Origin of the sequence: Agromyces sp. NPDC060279 (assembly GCF_042726785.1) — a bacterium.
Taxonomy (GTDB): domain Bacteria; phylum Actinomycetota; class Actinomycetes; order Actinomycetales; family Microbacteriaceae; genus Agromyces.
On sequence record NZ_JBHXBK010000004.1, the window covers coordinates 71,032 to 91,272 of the forward strand.

Consider the following 20,241-nt stretch of genomic DNA (forward strand, 5'->3'; position numbering starts at 1 on the left):
ATGACGTCAGGATGTGCGGGTCGCGCGGGCCGCGCACCCGCAGATACTGACGTGTTGGCGCGCGCAACGGGAGGGACGGCGCTCAGGCGGGCGGCTGCTCGGGGTCGAGGCTCTCCAGCTGGTCCTCCTCGACGGGGTTGTCGGCCTCGAGCTCGTCGAGCTCCTCGCGCTCGTGCGGCTCGAGCTGCTGGGCATCCGGGTCGCGCTGGGCATCCGAGTCGCGAGGGGCATCCGGGTCGCGCGGGTCATCCGTTCCGTTCATGCTGCCAGCGTGCCCCGCGCATCGGCCTGCGACAACGGGGTTGACGGATGGCGCGGCGCGCCGCCCCCCCCTGGTCAAGCGCGAGCCTCAGGAGCAGAATGGCGACATCGACCCTCAGGAGGAACCATGACGATCGAAGCGGTGCTCTGGACGGTGCTCGGACTCATCGCCCTCGTCGGCGGCGTGCTGCTGCTCAGCGCGCTCTGGTCGCTCGTGAAGGCGAAGGACTGACGCGCCCGGTCGTAGCGGCCGCGCGCTGGTTCGGCTGCGCCCCGTCAGGCGAGCGCCTCGGCGATCGGCGTCGAGCCGCGGTTGAAGCGGATCGTGCGGCCGATCGTCGCGGGCTGGGCGAGCGTCTCGGCGATGACGGCGGCGACGTCGGCGCGGTCGACGGTGCCGCTCTGGCCGGCCGCCGTGTCGATCAGGCCCGTGCCGGGGCCGTTCTCGAGCGTGCTCGGCCCGAGGATCGTCCACGCCAGCTCGCTGCCCGCGAGCTCCCGGTCGGCGGCCGCCTTCGCGGCGGCGTAGTGCCGGAACGGGCTCGTGTCGGGCTCGACCCGGTCGGGCGAGCCGAAGTACGACACCATCACGTAGCGGCGCACGCCGACCTGCTCGGCGGCGCGCATCGAGCGGATCGCGGCATCCCGATCGACGGCGTACGTGCGCTCCGGGTTGCCGCCGCCCGCGCCGGCCGACCAGACGACGGCGTCGTGCCCAGCGATGAGCTCGGCGAGCCCGTCGACGTCGAGCTGCTCGATGTCGGCCAGCACGGCGTTCGCCCCGGCGGCGCGCACCGCCTCGGCGTGCTCGGGGTTGCGGATCACCGCGTCGACCTCGTCGCCGCGATCGGCGAGCAGGCGTTCGGTGAGGAGGGCGACCTTGCCGTGGCCGCCGATGATCAGGATGCGGGTCATGTCGGCTCCCTTCCGCCGTCCACGCTAGCGCGCGACCCTGGACGGAGGACCGGATGCCGGTGACGAGCGCCGGGCTGCTGCTGCACCGCGAGCGGGGCGGGGAGCTCGAGGTCTTCCTCGGCCACATGGGCGGGCCCTACTGGGCGAAGAAGGATGCCGCGGCCTGGTCGATCCCGAAGGGCGAGCTCGATGCGGGCGAGGAGCCGCTCGCCGCCGCTCGTCGGGAGTTCGCCGAGGAGATCGGCGTCGATCCGCCGGGCGGCGAGGTCGTGGACCTCGGCCCGGTGCGCTACGCCTCAGGCAAGACCGTGCACGTCTTCGCCCTCGCCGCCCCCGACTTCGAGGTCGACGAGGTCGTCAGCGAGACGTTCGAGCTGGAGTGGCCGCCGCACTCGGGCCGGACGGTCGCGTTCCCCGAGGTGGACCGAGCCGAGTGGATGCCGCTGGGTCGCGCCGCCGAACGGCTCGTCGTCGGCCAGCGACCCGCGCTGTCCGCGCTCGTGGCGAGACTGGACGGCGCGGCGGGCGGCGCGGCGGAGCGCGGCGGCAGCTGAGCCGCGGAACATGGCGTCACACGCCGTCGGCGCTGCATATCCTGACGGAGCGCCCGCGCGGCGCGAGCGACGAGAGGAACGCATGACCCAGCCCCGAGCAGCCGACGCCGACGTTCGCCCCGAGACGGTGGCCGTGACCGCCGGACGCCCGGCCCACGAGCCCGACGAACCGCTCAACACGCCGCTGCACCTCGCCTCCACCTACGTCGCCGGTGGGGCGCTCGAGTACGGCCGCTACGGCAACCCGAGCTGGGCGGCGTTCGAGGAGGCGCTCGGCGCGCTCGAAGGCGGGCGCGCCACGAGCTTCGCTTCGGGGATCGCCGCCGTCGACGCCGTGCTCGAGCTCGTGCCGGCCGGCGGCCTCGTCGTCGCGCCGCGGCACTCGTACACCGGCACCGTGCTGCAGCTCGACGCCCGCGTCGAGTCCGGACGCATCCGCGTCGCCTACGTCGACGTCACCGACACGGCCGCCGTGGCCGCCGCCTGCGAGGGCGCCGCGCTGCTCTGGTTCGAGTCGCCCACGAACCCCGCCCTCGAGCTCGGCGACGTGCCGGCGCTCGTCGCCGGGGCGCACGCGCACGGCGCGCTCGTCGCGATCGACAACACCTTCGCGACCCCGCTGCGCCAGCGCCCGATCGCCGACGGCGCCGACCTCGTCGTGCACTCGGCGACGAAGTACCTCTCCGGGCACAGCGACGTCATCATGGGCGCGGTCGTCACGAACGACGACGCGCTCGCCCAGCGGCTCGTCGACCGGCGCTCGCTCGGCGGGGCCATCCCCTCGGCCTTCGAGGCCTTCCTCGCGCTGCGCGGGCTGCGCACCCTGCACGTGCGCCTCGACCGGGCCGAGCGCAACGCGCGCGACCTCGTCGAGCGGCTCGCCGGGCACCCCGCGCTCGAGGAGGTGCGCTACCCGGGCTTCGGCGCGGTGATCTCCCTCGTCGTGGCGGGCGGCGCCGAGGGCGCGGACCGCTTCGTCGCCGCCGCCCGGCTCTGGGTGCACGCCACGAGCCTCGGCGGAGTGGAGTCGACGCTCGAGCGCCGGCGCCGCTGGGCGGCCGAGGCCGACACGATCCCGGCGGGGCTCGTGCGCCTCTCGGTCGGCATCGAGCACGTCGACGACCTCGCCGCCGACCTGCTGCAGGCCCTCGACGCCGCCCGCTGACCCCCGTTCCCCGACGTCCCGTTCTCGACTTGCCCGACTTTCATGAAAGTCGGGCAAGTCGAGAACGGAGCCGAGGGTCAGGCGGGCGAGACGCCCTCGTAGAGCAGGATCGGCAGCGCGCCGAGCGGGAAGGAGCGGGCCCGCACCCGGCGCACCTCCTCCGCGAGGAAGCCCGCCTCCGCGATCGCCAGCTCGGTGTCGCGGTCGAGATGGCAGCCGTGGCACCAGCGCACCGAGCTCGGCGTCGCGAGGCGCTGCACCGCGCGCTTCGCCGTGCCGCGCGGCGCCCCCACGTGCTCGGCGACGACGAGCCGACCGCCGGGCACGAGCACCCGGCGCAGCTCGGCGAGCGCGGCGGCCGGGTCGGGCACCGTGCAGAAGACGTAGCTCGCGATGACCGCGTCGAATGCGCCGTCGGGCACCGGGATCCGCTCGGCCGAGGCGGCGAGCACGGGCTGCTCGTGCCCCCACTCGCGCGCTCGGATGGCGAGCTCGGTGCGCCGCTCCGCGTCGGGCTCGAGGCCCGTCCAGACGACGTCGAGTGCGAGCGCGCCGAAGTTCTCGCCCTCGCCGGCGCCGATCTCGAGCACCCGGCCGTGCACGCGGCCGAACCACTCGCGCTCGAGCTCGTCGAGGGCGTCGTCGTCGACGAGGGGCGGGCGTTCCTGCTGCGGCATCCGGCCATGCGACCACGCCCGGTCCGCCGCGTCAAGCCCGCCGCCGCTCACATCGCGCGCGTGCCGTCCGAGAGCATCGGCGAGATGAAGCCGATGAGGTTGCGGTCCGGGTCGAGGATCGTCGCGGTGCGGCCGACGCCGGCCATGTCCTCCGGCGGCAGCGCGTCGCTCCCGCCCAGGCCGAGCGCGCGACGGTAGGTCTCGTCGACGTCGTCGACCGCGACCACGATGTTGCAGCCGTTCACGGGCGCGCCCACCTCGGGCGGTGGCCCCTGGCGCTGGGCAAGTCCGCCGTTGATGCCGTGCCCGGCGGCGCCGTCGGTGTTGCCGATCGCCCCCTCGCCGGTGTCGATCATCCAGTACGGGAAGTCCCCGAAGCGGGTGAACCGCCAGCCGAACAGCTCGGAGTAGAAGTCGACGAGCCGCTGCGGCTCGCTCGCGTGGATCTCGAAGTGCACGACCAGGTCGGCCATGGTCTCCCCTTCACCGTGCGCCCGGGCGGACGCGTGAGCGTTCACCGACCGATCGGCCGGTCGACGCTCACGCTACGCCGACCGGGCCGCCGCCTCCACCCCTTCGCGCCTAGGCTGGTGCCGTGCTGAGGGAGTTCGCCGCCGGGTTCGCGCTGCTCGGCCGCGGTTTCGGCTTCTGGCGCCGCCGCCCCGACGCGATGGCGCTCGGGCTCATCCCGGCCGCGGTCGCCTTCGTCGTGCTCGCCGCCGGGCTCACCGCCCTCGGTCTCGCGCTGCCCGGCCTCGTCGACTGGGCGACCCCGTTCGCCAACGGCTGGCAGGAGGGCTGGCGCGCCCTGCTGCGGATCTCGCTCGGCGTCGTCGCCCTCGGCGCGGCGGCGGTGCTCGCCGCCGTCTCGTTCACGGCGCTCACGCTCGTCATCGGCGACCCGTTCTACGAGCGCATCTGGCGGCACGTCGAAGCGGAGCTCGGCTCGCCGCCCACGGGCGACGGCACGGGATTCTGGCGCACGGTCGCGGATGCCGCGGCGCTCCTCGGCCTCGGCGTCCTCGCTGCGGCGGCGACCGCTGTCGCGGGATTCGTGCCGTTGCTCGGCACCGCCCTCGCCGCGGTGCTCGGCGTGGTGCTCACCGGGCGGCTGCTCGCCCGCGAGCTGCTGGGGCGGGCGTTCGACGCGCGGGCGGTCGACCCCGCGCGGCGGCGCGAGCTGCTCGCGGCCTCGCGCTGGCGGGTGCTCGGCTTCGGCGTGGCGACGCAGCTCTGCTTCCTCGTGCCGCTCGGGGCGGTGGCGACGATGCCGGCCGCGGTCGCCGGGGCGACGATGCTCGCCCGGGACGTGCTCGAGCGCGGCGAGCGTCAGCGGGCGCGCCAGTAGCCGCAGAAGTCGACGTTCGCCTTCGGCACGCCGCGTTCGCCGACGAGGTGCCGCCTGGCGCCCGTCGCGAGCTTCGACTCCCCCGCGGCGAAGGCCGAGACGGCGGCGCCGAAGGGCGGCAGTTCGCGGAGCACCGCGAGCGCGGCCGCCCCGACGGGCTCGCCCGGGCGGCGGGCGACCCAGTGCAGGGCGACTCCCTCCGGTGCCGTGCTGTCCTGCGCGTCGGCGAGCTCGGGCACCTCGACGATCGCGTGGCCCCGCGCCTCGCGCGGGAGGTCGCGGAGGATGCCGAGCACCGCCGGGAGCGCACTCTCGTCACCGACGAGCACGACCTCGTCGGCGTCGCCGTGACGGTAGCCGCAGCCCTGGTCGATGAGGCCGACGCTCGCCCCGAGCGGCAGCGACCCGGCCCACGGACCGGCGACGCCGTCGTCGCCGTGCACGACGAAGTCGATGTCGAGCTCGCGGAGCTCGGGGCGGAACTCCCGCACCGTGTAGTTGCGGATGACGGGCCTCGTCGACTTCGGGAGCGTCAGGTACTTGAGGTACCCGCTCATGTTGAAGGTGTCGGCGAGGTTGTCGAAGCGGGTGTCGTCGTTCGTCGGCACGGCGAGCCGGAACCACTGGTCGAAGCCCAGATGCCGCCACTCGGCGAGCGCCTCGCCCGCGACGGTGAGGCGCACGAAGTGCGGCGAGATGCGACGGGCCGCGGTGACCTCGGCCAGCACGACGCCGAGCTCGGAATGGGTGACGGCGATGTTGCTGGATGCCACGGGTGCTCCTGCCGGGGAGGATACGAGTTAGGTAATGCTTACCTTAGCTGCATGAGCGGCATCGTGCCACGGGTCAGCCGTGCCATCCGTCCCGCTGCGGCTGGCCGCTCCCGCCGCGGGCCGCGAGCATGGCCGGCATGGGCATCATCTCGGCTGACGTGTTCCTCACCCTCGACGGCGTCTACCAGGCGCCCGGCGGTCCCGACGAGGACCCCTCCGGCGGCTTCCCCTTCGGCGGCTGGCAGGGCGCCTACTGGAGCGACGAGGGCGGCGAGCTCGTCGGCGCCGAACTCGCTCGGCTCGACGCGCTCCTGCTCGGCCGTCGCACCTACGACATCTTCGCCGCCTACTGGCCGAAGCAGCAGAACGAGATCGGCGCGAAGTTCAACGCCGTGCCGAAGTTCGTCGCCTCGCGCACGATCGGCGAGCCCGAGTGGGCCGGCACGACCGTCGTGCGCGACCCGGCCGTCGAGCTCGCCGAGGTGAAGGAGCGCTTCGACGAGATCCACGTCATCGGCAGCGGGGAGCTGACCCGGGCGCTCATCGCGGCGGACCTCCTCGACCGGCTGCACCTGTACGTGTACCCGATCGTGCTCGGCCGCGGGCGGCGGCTCTTCGACGGCGTCGTGCCGGCCGCGTTCCGGCTGAGCGAGCCGGCGCAGACCCTGCCGAAGGGCGCCGTGTCGCTCATCTACGAGCGCGCGGGCGAGCCCGTCACCGGCATCGACATCGGCGAGCTCGACGACTGAGCCGGCCCGGCGCAGTCCCGGCGCAGTTCCGTTTCAGGCGCGGCGGCGGCGGATCACCGCGGCCCTCGCGATCGCCCCGGCGAGCAGCAGGCCCACGGCGGGCAGCAGCAGCCAGCCCTCCCAGCCCGTGCCGGCGAGGTCGCCGCCCGGCGAAGGCGACGGCGACGGACCCGGACCCGGCGGTTCGGGCGTCGGGGTCGGCGGCACCGGCAGCCGCCAGACCGCGTAGAGCACGAGGTCGCCCGTGACCGTGCCGACGACGAGCCGCGCGTAGGCCGGGTCGGGGGCGGTCGCCCGCGGATCGGTCGACCAGCCGAGGAAGCTCGCCCCGGGCGGGCCGACGAAGGCGAGGTCCGCGGCATCCGGGTACGTGATCTTCGCGCCGCCGACCGCGTCCCACTCGACCTCGAAGCCGAAGCCGCCGTTCTCCTCGAAGGTCACCGTGTAGGCGGGGTCGGGGGCGGCGTACACCGCCACGAGCGTCGCGTCGCCCGAGATCGGCACGGTCTGCCCGCGCTGGTACAGCCCGTCGCTCGGGCCGAGGCCCGAGGCATCCGGGGCGGGACCCTGCAGCTGCCAACCGACGAACACCGCGTCGCCGCGGCGCAACCCGTCGCCGCCGGCGACGATCGCACTCGTGCCGGCGTCGTAGCGCCACGGATCGCTCGGCACCGTGCCGGCCGTCGCCCCCGCCCCGTCGTACGTCACCGAGAACGGCGAGCCCGGGGGCTGCAGCCAGCGCGCGTACAGGGCGAGATCGGAGCCGACCGTCGACGACCAGTCGTACGGCAGGAAGTAGCCCTCGGCGGTGCGCACGTACCAGCCGGCGAAGGTGGTGCCGTCGGGCCGGTCCGGCAGCGGGCCCGGGTCGCTCGCGCGGCCCTGGTCGGCGACGAGCTGGGTGAGCTCGTCGATCGGCGCCGCGGCCTGCGCGTCGGCGTAGAACTCGACCGTGTGCGGGTTCTTCAGCCACTTCGCGAACAGCACGAGGTTGCTCGCGGGCATCGCGCCCGCGAAGTCGAAGGGCTCGAGGAAGGAGGAGTCCGTGTACCAGCCCTGGAAGACGTCGTCGCCGCGCACCGGATCGGCGGGGGCGAGCCCGTCGAGCGGGGCCTGGTAGCGCGCCGTCTCCGGGGCGATCGGGCTGCCGCCGCCGGTGTCGAAGCTCAGCGTGTAGGCCTTGCGGCTGTAGAAGAAGAAGCGGTGCTCCTCGTTCGAGTTGCCGGAGTCGTTCAGCTGGTAGAACAGGCTGCGCGCGGTGTCGTACTGGAAGCAGTTGCCGATGTTGCCCGGTCCGTCGCCGTAGCCCACGTACGACTCGAAGCCGTCGATCACGCCGGTGACCTGGCGGTCGCAGTCCTGCGCCCAGTACCACTTCTGACTGAAGTCGTCCATGACCTGCGCCGCCGGGGGGATCGCGACGAGCACCGTCGTGCGGTTGTTCGCGTACAGGGACTCGACCCGCAGCGGGGAGTTCGGCGTGCCATCGGGGCCGTAGACGACGTCGGTGGCGGGCTTCGACTGGTCGAGGGCCTCGACGTAGAGGTGCTGCTCGGTGAGGTGCTGCGTGCTCGACTGGATCCACCGGCTCGTCATCCGCGTCGTCTTGGCCGTGCGGTTCACGCTGCCCGCGTCGGCGTTCGCACCGGTCTGCGCGGCCTGGAAGACGGTCGGGTTCGCCTGCTGCGCGCCCCAGCCGCGGATCAGGCAGGCAGTCGCCGGATTCGCGGGGTCGGGCACATAGGTGGCTGTGATGAGTTGTTCGCTGCCGTCGTCGGAGAGCACCATGGGGGCGACGTCGAGGGCGTGGATGTCGAGGCCGATCTTCACCCGGACCGAGTAGGTGCCGAGCTGCGCGGCCGAGGCCGGCGGCGCCGGGCTCGCGTACACGGTCGCGCCGCCGACGGTCATCGTGACGTCGTACTGGCCGAGGCCGGTGCAGCGGGCGTTCTCGGACGCGCCCGGCGCCCGCAACAGGTAGTCCAGCCGCCAGAGCGATCGGGTCAGGTAGACGTTCACCACGGTCGAGCCGTCGCCGGCGACGACGACGTCCTGCTCGCTGATCGCGAGGTCGGCGAAGAGCAGCGGGTCGGACTGCACCACGGCCGGGTCGAGCTGCTCGCGCACCAGCAGGGCGATGCCGGCGGGGATCTGGCTCTTCGCCGTCGGCCCGCCGACCGTCGAGCCCGCGGTCGCCGTGCCCGGCGTCTCACCGAGGAAGCGGTACGTGGCCCGGTCGGCGAGCTGCGCCGGGCTGAGCGCCCCCACGCTGTCGTCCCAGGCGGGCGGTGCCCCCGTGCCGGGTGTGAACGCCGCGGCGGGATAGGAGTCGGGCACGATGTTCGGCTTCTCGAGCCAGTACGCGACCTGGTAGCCGACGTCCTGCCCGGTCCAGCCCGCGTAGAGCGTCGCGGTGTCGGTGATCGGCAGCGTCGGGGGCACGGTCGCCGCCTCGTCGGCGAACCAGCCGGTGAAGTCGTAGCCGGTGCGGCTCGGCTCGGGGACCGCATCGAGCATTGCCTGCGTGAACTCGGTGTCCGGCTGGACGACGAAGACCGGGGGCACGCTGCTGCCGCCCGTCACGAAGGAGACCCCGAATCCGTCGACGATGCGCGGCGCCAGCACGAGGTTCTCGGTGACCGGGAGGCTGAAGTCGTAGGGGGTCTGCGAGGCATCGCCCGCGAGGTACTACTCCCCCGTGAAGACCGTGCCGTCCGGCAGCTCGGGCACGTCCGGGCTCACCTCGCCGAGCGGGTCGCCGTCGGCCCGCTGCACGGTCTCGAGCACGTGCGGCGTGCCGCCGGGCGCGTCGGTCTCCGGGGCGAGGAACTGCACGATGCGGGCATCGCTGAAGCGGGCGACGACGGTGAGGTCGCTCGTCACCGCCGTGCCGTCGAAGCTGAACTCGACGTCGCCGTCGTCGACGAACCAGCCCACGAAGACGAGGCCGTCCCGCTCGGGGGCCGGCTGCCGGGCGACGTGGCCGCCCTCGGCCACCTCGACCTCGGCCACGCTCGATCCGTCGACGACGAAGTCGACGGTGTGGGTGCCCCAGATGCCCGGCGTCGAGGCGTCGCCCACGGGAGTCGACGGCGCCGCCAGCGCGGCCTCGACCCCCTGGCCCACGGCGAGCGGCGCGAGCAGGGCGGCGATCGCGACGAGGGCCGCGGCGACCGCGCGGACGGGATGCCGGAGCGGCGTGCTGCGGCCGGCTCCGCGCCCGGTCGACGTGCGCGTCATCTGCTCTCCCCCCGGAGTGCGGTCTGCTCGCCATCCTGACCGACGGGCTCGCCGCGCGCAAGGGTCGTCGCAGCGCCGCCTCAGCCCGCCGGAGGAAGCAGCCCCCGCAGTGCCTGGATCGTGTCGGCGTCGGCGACCCGCTTGTCGTCGCGGTAGCGCTTGACCCTGGCGAAGCGGAGCGCGACGCCGCCGGGGTAGCGGCTCGAGCGCTGCACGCCGTCGATCGCGATCTCGACGACGAGCTCGGGGCGGATGAAGACCGCCTGCGCGGTGCGGTGCCGCTCGAGCTCGGGGAACCGTTCGGTCTGCCAGGCGAGCAGGGCGTCGGTGAGCCCCTTGAAGGTCTTGCCGACCATCACGAGGCCGCCGGGCTCGCCGAACTCCCCCTCGGGGTCGAGGGCGCCGAGGTGCAGGTTCGAGAGCAGCCCGGTGCGCCGGCCGTAGCCCCACTCGGCGCCGAGCACCACGAGGTCGTAGGTGTAGACGGGCTTCACCTTGACCCAGCTCGCGCCGCGCCGCCCCGCCGCGTAGGGCGAGTCGATCGCCTTCACGACGACGCCCTCGTGCCCGGCGGCGAGCGCCTCGCGGGACACCCGCTCGGCCTCCTCGGGGTCGGCGGTGACCTCGCCGGGGATGGTGAGCTCGCCCGCGACCCGGCGCAGTTCGGCGCGGCGCACGGCGAGGGGCTCGTCGAGGAGGTCGCGACCGTCGACATGCAGCACGTCGAAGAACCACGGGCGCAGGACGGTCTCGCGCGCCGACTCGGCGCCGAAGCGCGACATGGTCTCCTGGAAGGGCCGCGGGGCGTCGTGCTCGTCGAGCGCGAGGGTCTCGCCGTCGAGGATGACGTCACGCACGGACAGCGCGAGCGCGGCCTCGACGACCTCTGGCACCCGCTCGGTGATGTCGGCGAGGCTGCGGGTGAACACCCGCACTTCGTCGCCGGAGCGGTGCACCTGGATGCGGGCGCCGTCGAGCTTGAACTCGACGGACGCCTCGCCGGTGCCGGCGACCGCCTCGCCCGCGGTGGCGGCCGTGGCGGCGAGCATCGGCAGCACCGGACGGCCGACGACGAGGCCCACCTCGGCGAGCGCGCCGGGCGCCCCGTGCAGTGCGAGCCGGGCCGTCTCGCCGAGCTCGCCGGAGAGCATCGCCGCGCGGCGCACCTCGGCCGGCGGGCGGCCCGCGGCCTCGGCGACGGCGTCGAGCAGCACGCCCTCGAGGGCGCCGGTGCGCACCTCGCCGAGGAGCACCCCACCCAGGAAGCGCTGCTCGGTCTCGGTGGCGCGGCCGGTGAGCTCGCGCAGTAGCGCCGTGCGCTCGGCCGCGGAGCCCGGCCCGCCGAGCGCGGCGAGCCGGTCGAACGCGTCGTCGAGCTCGGCGAGGCTCAGCGTGGACTCGGCGGCGGGCGGGGCGCTCGCCGACTGCCAGCCGCGCCAGCCGACGCCGATGCGCCCCTGCCGCAGCCGCCCGAGCAGGATGCCGACGGCGGGCACGACCTCGTCTTCGGGCAGCCGCCGGAGCAGTGCGGCGAGCGCGGCGCGCTTGGCGAGCCGGGAGCGGGTGGCGCCCACCGCCTCGCTCGTCTCGACGAGTTCCGCGAGCAGCATGGGCCCAGTGTGCCATCCGCCCCCGACATCCGAGGCCCGACATCTAGGCTGGAGGGATGACCCGGCTGCTCGACCCCGCCGACTGGCGCGCCCGCGAACGCGCGCACGCCGAGCGCGCCGACGCCCTCACCGCCGGGCACCGGGAGCGCAGCGCGCGCGGCGAGCGGCATCCCGTCGAGGACTTCCTCTACACCTACTACTCGTACTCCCCCGCGCAGCTGCGGCGCTGGCACCCCGGCCCCGGCGTCGAGCTCGCCGAGGCGGCGGGCGAGGAGCGCGCCGGCTGGCGCTGGTACGCGCCGGGCGAGGCGCCCGGATCGCTCCGGGTCGACGACGCCGCGATGCGCGCCGAGAAGGCGCCGCTGCTCGCCGCGGTCGAGCGGATGCTCCGGCTCACCGCCGCCCGGCCGGGGAGCTTCGGCTGCTTCGGCCTGCACGAGTGGGCCATGGTGTACCGCCAGGCCGAGCACCGCCACCCCGTGCCGCTCCGGCTCGGGCAGGCGGCGACCGACGCCGTCGTCGAGGCGCACGAGCTGCGCTGCACGCACATCGACGCCTACCGCTTCTTCACCCCAGAGGCCGTGCCCCGCAACCGCTTCGCGCCGAGCCGCGAGACGCAGCCCGAGCTCGAACAGCCCGGCTGCCTGCACGCCGGCATGGACGTCTACAAGTGGGCGATGAAGCTCGGGCCGCTCGTGCCCGGCGAACTGCTGCTCGACGCGTTCGAGCTGGCCCGAGACATCCGCTTCCTCGACATGCAGGCCTCGCCCTACGAGATGCGCACGTGGAGCGGCGAGCCCGTGCGCATCGAGACCGCCGAGGGGAAGGCCGAGTACGTGCGCCGGCAGCGCGGCTTCGCCGAGCGGGCGAACGCGCTCCGCCTCGCCGTGCGCGAGGCGGCGTTCGGCGGCGCCGCCGTCAGTCCAGCCACTCCTTCGCCGCGGTGACGAGGGCCGCGACGCCGACCGTCAGGGTCGGCTGCGGCAGCGGCGCGAACTCGGGCGAGTGGTTCGAGGGCAGGTGCTCGGGCAGCCGCCCCTCGGCGAGGCCCGCGCCGAACAGCGCCGGGTCGGCTCCGCCGAGGAACCAGTACACGAGCGGCGCGTCGGCCGCCGTCGCGAGCACCCCGACGTCCTCGCTGCCGGACACGGCGCCGGGCTCGAGTACCCGCTCCGCGCCGAACGCCGTGCGCAGCGCCGCGGCGGTGCGGGCGCTGGCGGCGCGGTCGTTCACCGTCACCGGGAAGCGCTCCTCGTAGGCGAACTCCGGCTCGCGGGGCGCGGCGGAGGCGGCCGCCTCAGCCCGGGCGATCCGCTCGATCGCGGCGAGCACCCGCTCGCGCACGTGCTCGTCGAAGGTGCGCACGCTGAGGCCGAGCTTCGCCTCGGGCGGGATGATGTTGTTCTTCGTGCCGGCGTGCAGCTGCCCGACGGTGACGACCGCGGCATCCCCCGCGGCGATCTCGCGCGAGACGATGCCCTGCAGCCGCACCGCGGTCGAGGCGGCGAGGTAGACCGGGTCGACCGTCGTCTCCGGGCGCGAGCCGTGGCCGCCCGTGCCGTGCATGGTGATCGTGAGCGAATCGGCGCCCGCCATCGCGGGCCCCGGCTGCAGCGCCACGAGCCCGGCCGGCAGCGGCGCGACGTGCTGGCCGAGCACGACGTCGGGGCGCGGCACCCGCTCGTAGAGCCCGTCGGCGAGCATCGCCTCGGCGCCGCCGCCCCACTCCTCGGCGGGCTGGAACAGCACGACGAGGGTGCCGTGCCACGAGGCATCCGCGGCGAGCGCCTCCGCCGCGCCGAGCAGGCAGGTGACGTGCACGTCGTGGCCGCAGGCGTGCATGACGGGCACCTCGGCGCCGTCGTGGTCGACGCCGGTCTCGGTGCTCGCGTAGTCGAGCCCGGTCGCCTCGCGCACGGGCAGGCCGTCCATGTCGGCACGGAGCAGCACGGTCGGCCCCTCGCCGCGGGCGATGACGCCCGTGACGCCGGTGCGGCCGATGCCCTCGGTGACGGTGTAGCCGAGCCCGCGCAGCGCCTCGGCGACGATGCCGGCAGTGCGGTGCTCCTGGAACGACAGCTCGGGGTGGCGGTGCAGGTCGCGGTAGATCGCGTCGAGGTCGAGGCTCATGGGCCGAGCCTAGTCCGGCGCGTCGCGCCGCCCCCCGTCCCCTCTTGTCCCTTCCTCCGCAAGACGTCACTTTCTGCGGGTGCGCAGCGAGCCGGACCCGCAAAAAGTGACGTCTTGCCGGGGTGGAGGGTGGGGAGGGGAGGGTGGGGCGGCGGGACGGGCCGACGCCCGGTCCCGGGTGGGGACCGGGCGCCGGCCCGTGTTCGGTGACGGATGCCTCGATCAGGCCTCCGGCGCGTCGCCGAGCTGCCGGCGGCGGCGACGCACGGCGATGACTGCGATCACCGCACCCGCGGCGAGCAGCGCCCCGGCGAGCCAGAGCGCGGTCTGGATCTCCGCGCCCGTGTGCGCAAGACCGTCACCCGCGCCGTCGGCACCGGTCGAGCCGTTGCCAGTGCCGGGCCCGCCCGTGCCGGGCTCGCCAGTCCCAGGCTCACCGGTTCCGGGCTCCCCGGTTCCCGGCCCGCCCGTCCCAGGCTCGGCCGCGAGGCGGATCGGCGCCCAGCCGATGAGCTCACCCTCGCTCGACTGCACGACGAGGCGGTGCTCGCCCTCCGGGGCGTCGGCGGAGATCGTCGCGCGCACCGCGCCCGCGGCATCCGCCGTCGGAGAGCCGAGCAGCTGCGGCTCCGAGTGCAGCCACACGTTCACGGCGAGCTCGGCGCGGCCGGCGCCGAGGCCCAGCTCGACCTCCTCGCCCGGCTCGGCGCTCGCCGGCGCGGTCACGCCGCCGCGGTTCGCCTCGGTGAGCAGGGACTCGTCGACCGGGGTCGGCTCGACCGGCGGGTTCGGGTCCACCGGCGGCTCGACGCCGGCCTCGGTGACCCACTTGCGGCCGTCGTCGAGCTTCGTGACGGTGAACTCGTCGTACACGGCGCCGACCGGCAGCGTCGTCGTCGCGTTCGCGGTCTTCTCGGCGAGGTAGGAGCGGTAGACGAGCTGGTTCTTCGTCACGTCGACCACCTGGTACGTGGTGACGCCCGCACCGCGGAGCACCTGGGTGGCGTTGTTGTTCGTCCAGACGTTCTTCTCGGGCGTCTCGAGCTCGTAGTGCTTCGCGCCCGAGTTCGAGACGATGTAGACGGGGCCGTCGGTGATGCCGGCGGTCTCGGTCACGTCGTCGTTGTGGTAGCCGCGCGCATAGGTGTGGTCGTGGCCCATCATCACGAGGTCGATATCGTGCTCCTCGAACACGGGCACCCAGTACTTGCGGAGGATCGGCTCGTCACGGCCCGCGGAGGTCGAGTAGACGGGCTGGTGGAAGGTGACGACGTTCCACTTCGAGGGGCTCTCGGTGAGCACGTGGTCGAGCCAGGCCGCTTGGAACTGCGTCCAAAGCTCGCCGACCTTCGTCTGCGGGCACTCGACGCCGGTGCACGAGGGCAGCACGTCCGGGGTGAGGAACGTCGTGTCGCGGGTCGCGTTCACCGTGATGAAGCGCACGCCCTGATAGTCCGTGAAGTACACGGTCTCGGTCGCGAAGGCGGTCCAGTGCGCGAAGTAGGCGGCGTACTGCTTCGCCACGTCGCTCTCGCCGACGGCGAGGTCGGCGAGCTCGCCGATCGTCTCGGTGGACGGGTTGTTGTGCGGGTACTCGAAGTTCGCCTTCCACGACTTCAGCAGCTTGTCGCCGGAGTACTCGTGGTTGCCGGGTGCGGCCATGACGTTCGTCGTCGCGGCGGAGGTCCGCATGCCCTTGAACCAGTTCAGCCACTCGGTCTCGTTCGACGAGGTGTTGATGAGGTCGCCGGCGTGCACCGAACCGATCGAGCGCGGGGCCTTCGCCTCGGCCTGCGCGACGACGTTCGGCCAGGTCGAGTCGAGGCCGATCTGCGCGTCGCCGTAGTAGACGAACTGGAAGTCGGTCGCCTTCGGGTTCGCGGTGGTGAAGCGGGTCCAGTCGCTCCACGCGCCCTCGAGGCCGACGCGGTACTCGTAGGCGGTCGCGGCGGTGAGGCCGTCGACGGTCGCCGAGAAGTGCTGCAGCGGGTTGCCGTTGACGGTGCCCGCGGCGTACGCGTCGACGGTGCGGGTCGCGCCGCCCGCGGCGGGGCGGATCTGCACCTGGCCGCTCGTGTGCGACACGTCGCCGGCGAGCCACGAGAACGACTGCGAGGTCGCGGGCGTCTCGGTCGGGGTGAGGATCACCCGGGTCGGCGGCACCGCGACTGGCTCGCCGGGCGTGCCCGCCTCGGGCAGCAGCGAGATCTTCGGGACGTCGAGGTAGATGTCCGAGCTCGAGGCGCGGTCCTGGAAGAGCGCGATCGCGACGGTGTTCGTGCCGTCGACGAGCACGTCGCCGTCGGCCGTGAAGGTCGAGGCGAGCGGGTCGCCGTTGCTGTCGCCCGCGTACTCGAGGTTCGTCGTGCCGGTCACCCGGCCGTCGACGAAGCCGGCGACCTTCTCGCCGTTCACCCAGACCTGCACGGCGTCGTCGTAGACGAGATCGCCGACGAGCTGGCCGACTTCGGCGGCGACGCCCGGCTCGAGCTCGAAGCTCGTGCGGAAGAAGTACGTCGGCACGGTCGGCGCCGCCGTGCCGTCGAGGTAGTGGTTCAGCAGGGTCGCGGGCAGGTGCGGGCCGACGGCGGCGAGCTTGCCGCCCTTCGCCCCGAAGCTGCCGGGCGCCTGCTTCCAGTCGGCGTCGTCGTAGCCGGTGGTCGTCCAGACCCGGAGGTTCGCGTCGCCGCGGGCGGGGTCGCTGCCGTCGTCGAGATAGTGCCAGGTGGTGGTCCCGTCGACCACCGGAGCGGTCGGCACCTCGATCGCCGGCTCGGCGGCGGCCGTGGCCGGCACCGCGAGCCCGGCGACCGCGAGGCCCAGCAGCGCGGCGGTCGCCGCGCCGCGCCGGGCCCGGCGCATCGTCGTCATCGTCATCGTCGTGTCATCCTCATTCGTCTCGCGCGTTCACTCGTTCGGGCGCGCGCGACCGCACCCGCCCGAGGTCGGGCGGGTGCGGAGCGCGGGCTTTCGCCCAGTGAATCGGCGGCGGATGACCCGCGGCTGGCCCCCGGATGACGGCGCGGTGAACCCGGGGTGCACGAGGGCGCCTCGGCATCCCGGCCTGCGTCAGCGGTCCGCGAGCCACTCCCCGAACGTCTGCCGCCCGAGCTCGGCGTCCGGGCCGGGCAGCGCCGCGCCACGGCGCATCTCGCCCATGCCCCGGATGGGGAGCGAGACCGGCAGCACCGGCCCGCGGCGGCCCTCGGCACGGACGAGCCGGCGGATGAGCTCGGCGAGCTGCTCCTCCCGCGGGCCGGCGAGGTCGCGGGCGCGGCCCCGGGGCGCGTCCTCGGCGAGCGCGACGAGGTGCTCGGCGACCTCGCGGGCCGCGACCGGCTGCGTGCGCATCCGTGCCGCGAGCTGGATCCCCGCGACGCGGAGCCGCCCCGCCATCTGCCCGGCGAACTCGTGGAACTGCGTCGCGCGCAGGATCGTGTGCGGCACGCCGCCGGCCTCGACGACGCGCTCCTGGGCGAGCTTCGCCTCGTAGTACGCGTAGGGGATCCGGTCGATGCCGACGATCGAGAGCAGCACGTGATGGCCGACGCCCGCCTCGCGTTCGGTGGCGAGGAGCGTGCGCGAGGCGCCCGTGAAGAAGCGCTCGGCGGTCTCCCGGTCGATCGCGTTCACGTTCGCCGCGTCGATGACGGCGTCCACTCCGGCGAGCGCGCCGGCGAGCCCCGCGCCCGTCGTGAGGTCGACGCCGGCGGAGCGGGCGAGCACGACGGTCTCGTGCCCGCGCTCCCGCGCGACCTCGACGATGTGCCGGCCCACCGTGCCGGTCCCTCCCGCGATGGCGATCCTCACCGTGTCCTCCGTTCCTGGCCTGCGGCCTTCGGCGGGACCCGCGCCCGCCCTCATCACTCCGACGACGCAGCGCGCCGGAATGTCAGGCCGGTCGTCCGGCGTGGCAGGCTGAGCGCATGCGCACGGTGGATGCCTCGTCCGATGCGGTCGCCGCGGAGCGCCCGGGCCTCCTCGGGCTCGCGTACCGGCTGCTCGGCTCCTTCGCCGAGGCCGAGGACGCGGTGCAGTCCGGCTACGAGCGCTGGCTGCGGCTGCCGGAGGCGGAGCGGGCTGCGATCCGCTCCCCCGGCGCCTGGCTCACGAAGGTCGTCGGCCGGATCTGCCTCGACGAGCTCGGCTCGGCCCGCGCGCGCCGCGAGGCCTACGTCGGCGAGTGGCTGCCCGAGCCGCTGCCCGACGCGCCCGGTGCGTTCGGCGGCCGCTTCGCCGCGGCGCCGCCAGCGGACCCCGCCGCGCACGCCGAGCTCGCGGAGGGGGTCTCGACCGCGATGCTCGTCGTGCTGGAGACGCTGACCCCGGCCGAGCGCGTCGCCTTCGTGCTGCACGAGGCGTTCGGCCTGCCGTTCGCGGACATCGCCGAGGTCGTCGGGCGCTCCCCCGGCGCCTGCCGTCAGCTCGCCTCGAGCGCCAGGGCGCGGGTGCGGGCCGGCCGCGCCGGTGCGGCGTCGGCCGAGCAGCACGCCGCGGTCGTGCACGCCTTCCTCGCGGCGGCCGCGACGGGCGAGCTCGCGGCGCTCGTGCGGCTGCTCGACCCCGACGTCCGGCTCGTCTCCGACGGCGGCGGCCTCGTCTCGGCGGCCCGCCGGCCCGTCCTCGGCGCCGAGCACGTGGCGCGCTACGTGCTCGGCATCATCGCGAAGCGCGGCGAGGGGCTGTCGATCTCGCTGCGGGACGCGGCCTCGGGGTACGTCGCGGTCTTCGCCCAGCACGGCGTCGTCGACACGGTCGTCTCGGTGGAGGTGCGCGAGGGCCGGCTCTCGGAGCTCTGGCTCGTGCGCAACCCCGAGAAGCTCACCCGCTGGCAGCACCTCGTGCCGTAGCGGCCCCGAAGGCGAGCGCTTGCGCCCGCCCGAGGCCCGGTGCTACGGTCGTCCACCTATGGGTACGCTGATCCGCCACTGAGGTGGCCCCGCCGCGTCGAGCATCGCTCCGCGGCATCCGTTCCGGGCACCGTCGGGTGCCGGCCATCCTCACCCCGATCCGTGATCGCGCGCCGCGCCGGTTCCGCGCGCCCGCCACCGGCGCTTCGACGACGAAGCCGGCCCGTGCGCCGATCGACGGATCGAGATTGCGAGTCGCACATGACCGCCCGAATCCATCTCTCCCTCCGCGGCGCGAGCCTGCGCTTCGCGGAGCACCTCGTGCTCGACGGCGTCGACCTCGAGCTCGGCGCGGGCGAGCGCATCGCGCTCGTCGGCGACAACGGCGCCGGCAAGACGACGCTGCTCCGGCTCATCGCGGGCGAGCTCGTGCCCGATGCCGGCGAACGGACCCTCGTCGCGCCCGGCGGGGTCAGCGCGCTCGAGCAGTCGCTCGAACTCCCCGATCGGGCGACGGTCGCCGAGGCGATCGACGCCTGCTGGCGGGAGCTGCGCGAGCTCGAAGCGGCGATCGCCTCGGCCGGCGCGGAGCTCGCCGGCCCCGACGGCGCGGGCCTCGATGGCGCCGAGCTCGACGCCGCGCTCACCCGCTACGCCGCGCTCGTCGACCGTTACGAGGCGCGCGACGGCTACGGCGCCCCGGCCCGGCTCGACGCGGGGCTCGCGGCGCTCGGCGTCGGCGGCATCGCGCGTTCGCGGGCGTGGCACCGGCTGTCCGGCGGCGAGCGCGCGCGCATCGTGCTGGCCGCCGCGCTCGCCTCGAACGCGGAGCTCCTGCTGCTCGACGAGCCGACGAACGACCTCGACGACGACGCCTGGGACTGGCTCGTCGACGCGCTCGCCCGGCACCGGGGCACGGTCGTCGCGGCCTCGCACGACCGCGCCTTCCTCGCGCGCTGGACGAGCGCGATCTGGGAGCTCGCCGGCGGGTCCGTCACCCGCTACGGCGACGGCTACGCGGGGTATCTCGCGGCGAAGGCCGCCGAGCGGGAGCGGCAACGGCTCGCGCACGAGGCCTGGCTCGCCGAGCGGGAGCGCCACCTCGCCCTGCTCGGGACGAACGCGGGGCGGCTCGCGGCCATCCCGCGAAAGCTCGACAAGCCGGGCATGGGGGCCGGGGCGTTCCGCGCGCGCGGTCGCGACCACGGCGCGATGGGCCGCATCCGCAACGCGAAGGAGCGGCTCGCCCGGCTCGCCGCGGAGCCCGTCGCCCCGCCCGCCGAGCCGCTGCGGTTCACGGCGGGTGCGCTGGGGGCGCGGACGGATGCCTCGGCGGAACGCGGTGCGCCGGGCACGCCGGGTGCGTCGGGTGCGGCGATCCTCCGCGTCGCGGGCCTCGCCGTGCTCGACGAGGCCGTGCCCGACTTCGAGCTCGGCCCCGGCGGGCGCCTGCTCGTCACCGGCCCGAACGGCGCCGGCAAGACGACACTGCTGCGCACCATCGCGGGCGAACTGCCGGCCGGGGGCGGCGAGGTGGAGCGCCGCGGCGCCGTGGGCTGGCTGCGCCAGCAGGCGGGCCGGATCGACGAGCCGCGGCGTTCGCTCGTCGAGGCGTACGCGGCGGGGATCCGCGAGGGACTGGATGCCGCGGCCGAACGCCTGCTGGCGCTCGGCCTGTTCCATGAGTCGGAACTGGACCGGCCGCTCGGCGGGTTGTCGTACGGGCAGCGCCGCCGGCTCGAGCTCGCCCTGCTCGTGAGCCGGGACGTCGAGCTGCTGCTCCTCGACGAGCCGACGAACCACCTCGCGCCGCTCCTCGTCGACGAGCTCGAGGCTGCCGTCGCGGGCTTCGCGGGGGGCGGTCGTGCTCGTCACGCACGACCGGCGGCTGCGCGAGCGCTTCCGCGGCGAGCGGCTCGAGCTCGGCGGGCGCACGTGCCCGCCCGTCTGATCCGCCCCCTTCACCCCC

The 20,241-nt window shown here is 74.7% G+C and carries 17 protein-coding genes and 1 pseudogene; 7 read left to right on the forward strand and 11 right to left on the reverse strand.

Going from position 1 to position 20,241, the window contains the following annotated elements:
* Nucleotides 1-82: 82 nt before the first annotated feature.
* Both ACFWE1_RS12960 and ACFWE1_RS12965 read right to left on the reverse strand, forming a co-directional pair.
* Nucleotides 83-262 (reverse strand): hypothetical protein, encoded by a 180-nt coding sequence (locus ACFWE1_RS12960; protein WP_376933840.1) that lies wholly within the window; start codon nucleotides 260-262, stop codon nucleotides 83-85.
* A gap of 275 nt (nucleotides 263-537) precedes the next feature.
* Nucleotides 538-1,176 carry an SDR family oxidoreductase gene (locus ACFWE1_RS12965; RefSeq protein WP_376933841.1) on the reverse strand — a complete coding sequence of 213 codons (639 nt, stop codon included), beginning with the start codon at nucleotides 1,174-1,176 and terminating at the stop codon, nucleotides 538-540.
* A gap of 53 nt (nucleotides 1,177-1,229) precedes the next feature.
* Here ACFWE1_RS12965 and ACFWE1_RS12970 point away from each other — a divergent pair, with 53 nt between their 5' ends.
* A complete protein-coding gene (locus tag ACFWE1_RS12970) occupies nucleotides 1,230-1,730 on the forward strand; it encodes an NUDIX domain-containing protein (protein WP_376933842.1) in 501 nt (166 codons plus the stop codon).
* An 82-nt stretch (nucleotides 1,731-1,812) separates the two neighbouring features.
* Complete coding sequence (locus tag ACFWE1_RS12975) at nucleotides 1,813-2,895, forward strand: trans-sulfuration enzyme family protein (RefSeq protein WP_376933843.1); 1,083 nt, start codon at nucleotides 1,813-1,815, stop codon at nucleotides 2,893-2,895.
* Between the two features lie 77 nt (nucleotides 2,896-2,972).
* Here the strand turns inward: ACFWE1_RS12975 and ACFWE1_RS12980 are convergent, their stop codons facing one another.
* The gene (locus tag ACFWE1_RS12980; protein ID WP_376933844.1) at nucleotides 2,973-3,572 is read right to left on the reverse strand and encodes a class I SAM-dependent methyltransferase; all 600 of its coding nucleotides are present in this window, start codon (nucleotides 3,570-3,572) and stop codon (nucleotides 2,973-2,975) included.
* 47 nt (nucleotides 3,573-3,619) lie between these two features.
* Entirely contained in the window at nucleotides 3,620-4,045 is a 426-nt protein-coding gene (locus tag ACFWE1_RS12985; RefSeq protein ID WP_376933845.1) for a VOC family protein, read from the reverse strand.
* 122 nt (nucleotides 4,046-4,167) lie between these two features.
* Between ACFWE1_RS12985 and ACFWE1_RS12990 the strand changes: the two genes are divergently transcribed.
* The gene (locus ACFWE1_RS12990; protein ID WP_376933846.1) at nucleotides 4,168-4,920 is read left to right on the forward strand and encodes an EI24 domain-containing protein; all 753 of its coding nucleotides are present in this window, start codon (nucleotides 4,168-4,170) and stop codon (nucleotides 4,918-4,920) included.
* Here the strand turns inward: ACFWE1_RS12990 and ACFWE1_RS12995 are convergent.
* Nucleotides 4,902-5,693: a siderophore-interacting protein gene (locus tag ACFWE1_RS12995; protein ID WP_376933847.1), complete on the reverse strand. Its 792-nt coding sequence runs from the start codon at nucleotides 5,691-5,693 to the stop codon at nucleotides 4,902-4,904. The two genes, ACFWE1_RS12990 and ACFWE1_RS12995, sit on opposite strands and share 19 nt — an antisense overlap.
* Nucleotides 5,694-5,830: 137 nt before the next feature.
* Here ACFWE1_RS12995 and ACFWE1_RS13000 point away from each other — a divergent pair, with 137 nt between their 5' ends.
* Complete coding sequence (locus ACFWE1_RS13000) at nucleotides 5,831-6,442, forward strand: dihydrofolate reductase family protein (protein WP_376933848.1); 612 nt, start codon at nucleotides 5,831-5,833, stop codon at nucleotides 6,440-6,442.
* A gap of 33 nt (nucleotides 6,443-6,475) precedes the next feature.
* Here ACFWE1_RS13000 and ACFWE1_RS13005 read toward each other — a convergent pair whose 3' ends face one another.
* The 3 genes from ACFWE1_RS13005 to ACFWE1_RS13015 all read right to left on the reverse strand — a co-directional run bounded on the left by ACFWE1_RS13005 (nucleotide 6,476) and on the right by ACFWE1_RS13015 (nucleotide 11,292).
* Nucleotides 6,476-9,067, reverse strand: coding sequence for an InlB B-repeat-containing protein (locus ACFWE1_RS13005; protein WP_376933849.1), 2,592 nt, complete (start codon nucleotides 9,065-9,067; stop codon nucleotides 6,476-6,478).
* Between the two features lie 63 nt (nucleotides 9,068-9,130).
* Nucleotides 9,131-9,682, reverse strand: a complete 552-nt coding sequence (locus tag ACFWE1_RS13010; RefSeq protein WP_376933850.1) for an InlB B-repeat-containing protein — start codon at nucleotides 9,680-9,682, stop codon at nucleotides 9,131-9,133.
* 80 nt (nucleotides 9,683-9,762) lie between these two features.
* Nucleotides 9,763-11,292, reverse strand: coding sequence for an ATP-dependent DNA ligase (locus ACFWE1_RS13015; protein ID WP_376933851.1), 1,530 nt, complete (start codon nucleotides 11,290-11,292; stop codon nucleotides 9,763-9,765).
* A 56-nt stretch (nucleotides 11,293-11,348) separates the two neighbouring features.
* Here ACFWE1_RS13015 and ACFWE1_RS13020 point away from each other — a divergent pair, with 56 nt between their 5' ends.
* Nucleotides 11,349-12,239 carry a 3-methyladenine DNA glycosylase gene (locus tag ACFWE1_RS13020; protein ID WP_376933852.1) on the forward strand — a complete coding sequence of 297 codons (891 nt, stop codon included), beginning with the start codon at nucleotides 11,349-11,351 and terminating at the stop codon, nucleotides 12,237-12,239.
* Here ACFWE1_RS13020 and ACFWE1_RS13025 read toward each other — a convergent pair.
* The 3 genes from ACFWE1_RS13025 to ACFWE1_RS13035 all read right to left on the reverse strand — a co-directional run bounded on the left by ACFWE1_RS13025 (nucleotide 12,211) and on the right by ACFWE1_RS13035 (nucleotide 17,232).
* Entirely contained in the window at nucleotides 12,211-13,422 is a 1,212-nt protein-coding gene (locus ACFWE1_RS13025) for an amidohydrolase (protein WP_376933853.1), read from the reverse strand. The genes ACFWE1_RS13020 and ACFWE1_RS13025 overlap by 29 nt on opposite strands.
* A gap of 222 nt (nucleotides 13,423-13,644) precedes the next feature.
* The gene (locus ACFWE1_RS13030) at nucleotides 13,645-16,299 is read right to left on the reverse strand and encodes a fibronectin type III domain-containing protein (protein WP_376933854.1); all 2,655 of its coding nucleotides are present in this window, start codon (nucleotides 16,297-16,299) and stop codon (nucleotides 13,645-13,647) included.
* Between the two features lie 192 nt (nucleotides 16,300-16,491).
* Complete coding sequence (locus ACFWE1_RS13035; RefSeq protein WP_376933855.1) at nucleotides 16,492-17,232, reverse strand: SDR family oxidoreductase; 741 nt, start codon at nucleotides 17,230-17,232, stop codon at nucleotides 16,492-16,494.
* 116 nt (nucleotides 17,233-17,348) lie between these two features.
* On the opposite strand from ACFWE1_RS13035, the gene sigJ reads away from it, so the two are divergent.
* Together sigJ and ACFWE1_RS13045 are read left to right on the forward strand one after the other, a co-directional pair.
* Entirely contained in the window at nucleotides 17,349-18,272 is a 924-nt protein-coding gene (gene sigJ, locus ACFWE1_RS13040; RefSeq protein ID WP_376933856.1) for an RNA polymerase sigma factor SigJ, read from the forward strand.
* 261 nt (nucleotides 18,273-18,533) lie between these two features.
* Nucleotides 18,534-20,223: pseudogene (locus tag ACFWE1_RS13045) on the forward strand (ABC-F family ATP-binding cassette domain-containing protein).
* Nucleotides 20,224-20,241: the final 18 nt, after the last annotated feature.

What these genes read in the sequence shown, in the direction of transcription:
- ACFWE1_RS12960 (WP_376933840.1), bottom strand. Translation starts at nt 262, where the DNA reads ATGAACGGAACGGATGACCCGCGCGACCCGGATGCCCCTCGCGACTCG.
- ACFWE1_RS12965 (WP_376933841.1), bottom strand. Translation starts at nt 1,176, where the DNA reads ATGACCCGCATCCTGATCATCGGCGGCCACGGCAAGGTCGCCCTCCTC.
- ACFWE1_RS12970 (WP_376933842.1), top strand. Translation starts at nt 1,230, where the DNA reads ATGCCGGTGACGAGCGCCGGGCTGCTGCTGCACCGCGAGCGGGGCGGG.
- ACFWE1_RS12975 (WP_376933843.1), top strand. Translation starts at nt 1,813, where the DNA reads ATGACCCAGCCCCGAGCAGCCGACGCCGACGTTCGCCCCGAGACGGTG.
- ACFWE1_RS12980 (WP_376933844.1), bottom strand. Translation starts at nt 3,572, where the DNA reads ATGCCGCAGCAGGAACGCCCGCCCCTCGTCGACGACGACGCCCTCGAC.
- ACFWE1_RS12985 (WP_376933845.1), bottom strand. Translation starts at nt 4,045, where the DNA reads ATGGCCGACCTGGTCGTGCACTTCGAGATCCACGCGAGCGAGCCGCAG.
- ACFWE1_RS13000 (WP_376933848.1), top strand. Translation starts at nt 5,831, where the DNA reads ATGGGCATCATCTCGGCTGACGTGTTCCTCACCCTCGACGGCGTCTAC.
- ACFWE1_RS13010 (WP_376933850.1), bottom strand. Translation starts at nt 9,682, where the DNA reads ATGACGCGCACGTCGACCGGGCGCGGAGCCGGCCGCAGCACGCCGCTC.
- ACFWE1_RS13015 (WP_376933851.1), bottom strand. Translation starts at nt 11,292, where the DNA reads ATGCTGCTCGCGGAACTCGTCGAGACGAGCGAGGCGGTGGGCGCCACC.
- ACFWE1_RS13020 (WP_376933852.1), top strand. Translation starts at nt 11,349, where the DNA reads ATGACCCGGCTGCTCGACCCCGCCGACTGGCGCGCCCGCGAACGCGCG.
- ACFWE1_RS13025 (WP_376933853.1), bottom strand. Translation starts at nt 13,422, where the DNA reads ATGAGCCTCGACCTCGACGCGATCTACCGCGACCTGCACCGCCACCCC.
- ACFWE1_RS13030 (WP_376933854.1), bottom strand. Translation starts at nt 16,299, where the DNA reads ATGACGATGACGACGATGCGCCGGGCCCGGCGCGGCGCGGCGACCGCC.
- sigJ (WP_376933856.1), top strand. Translation starts at nt 17,349, where the DNA reads ATGCGCACGGTGGATGCCTCGTCCGATGCGGTCGCCGCGGAGCGCCCG.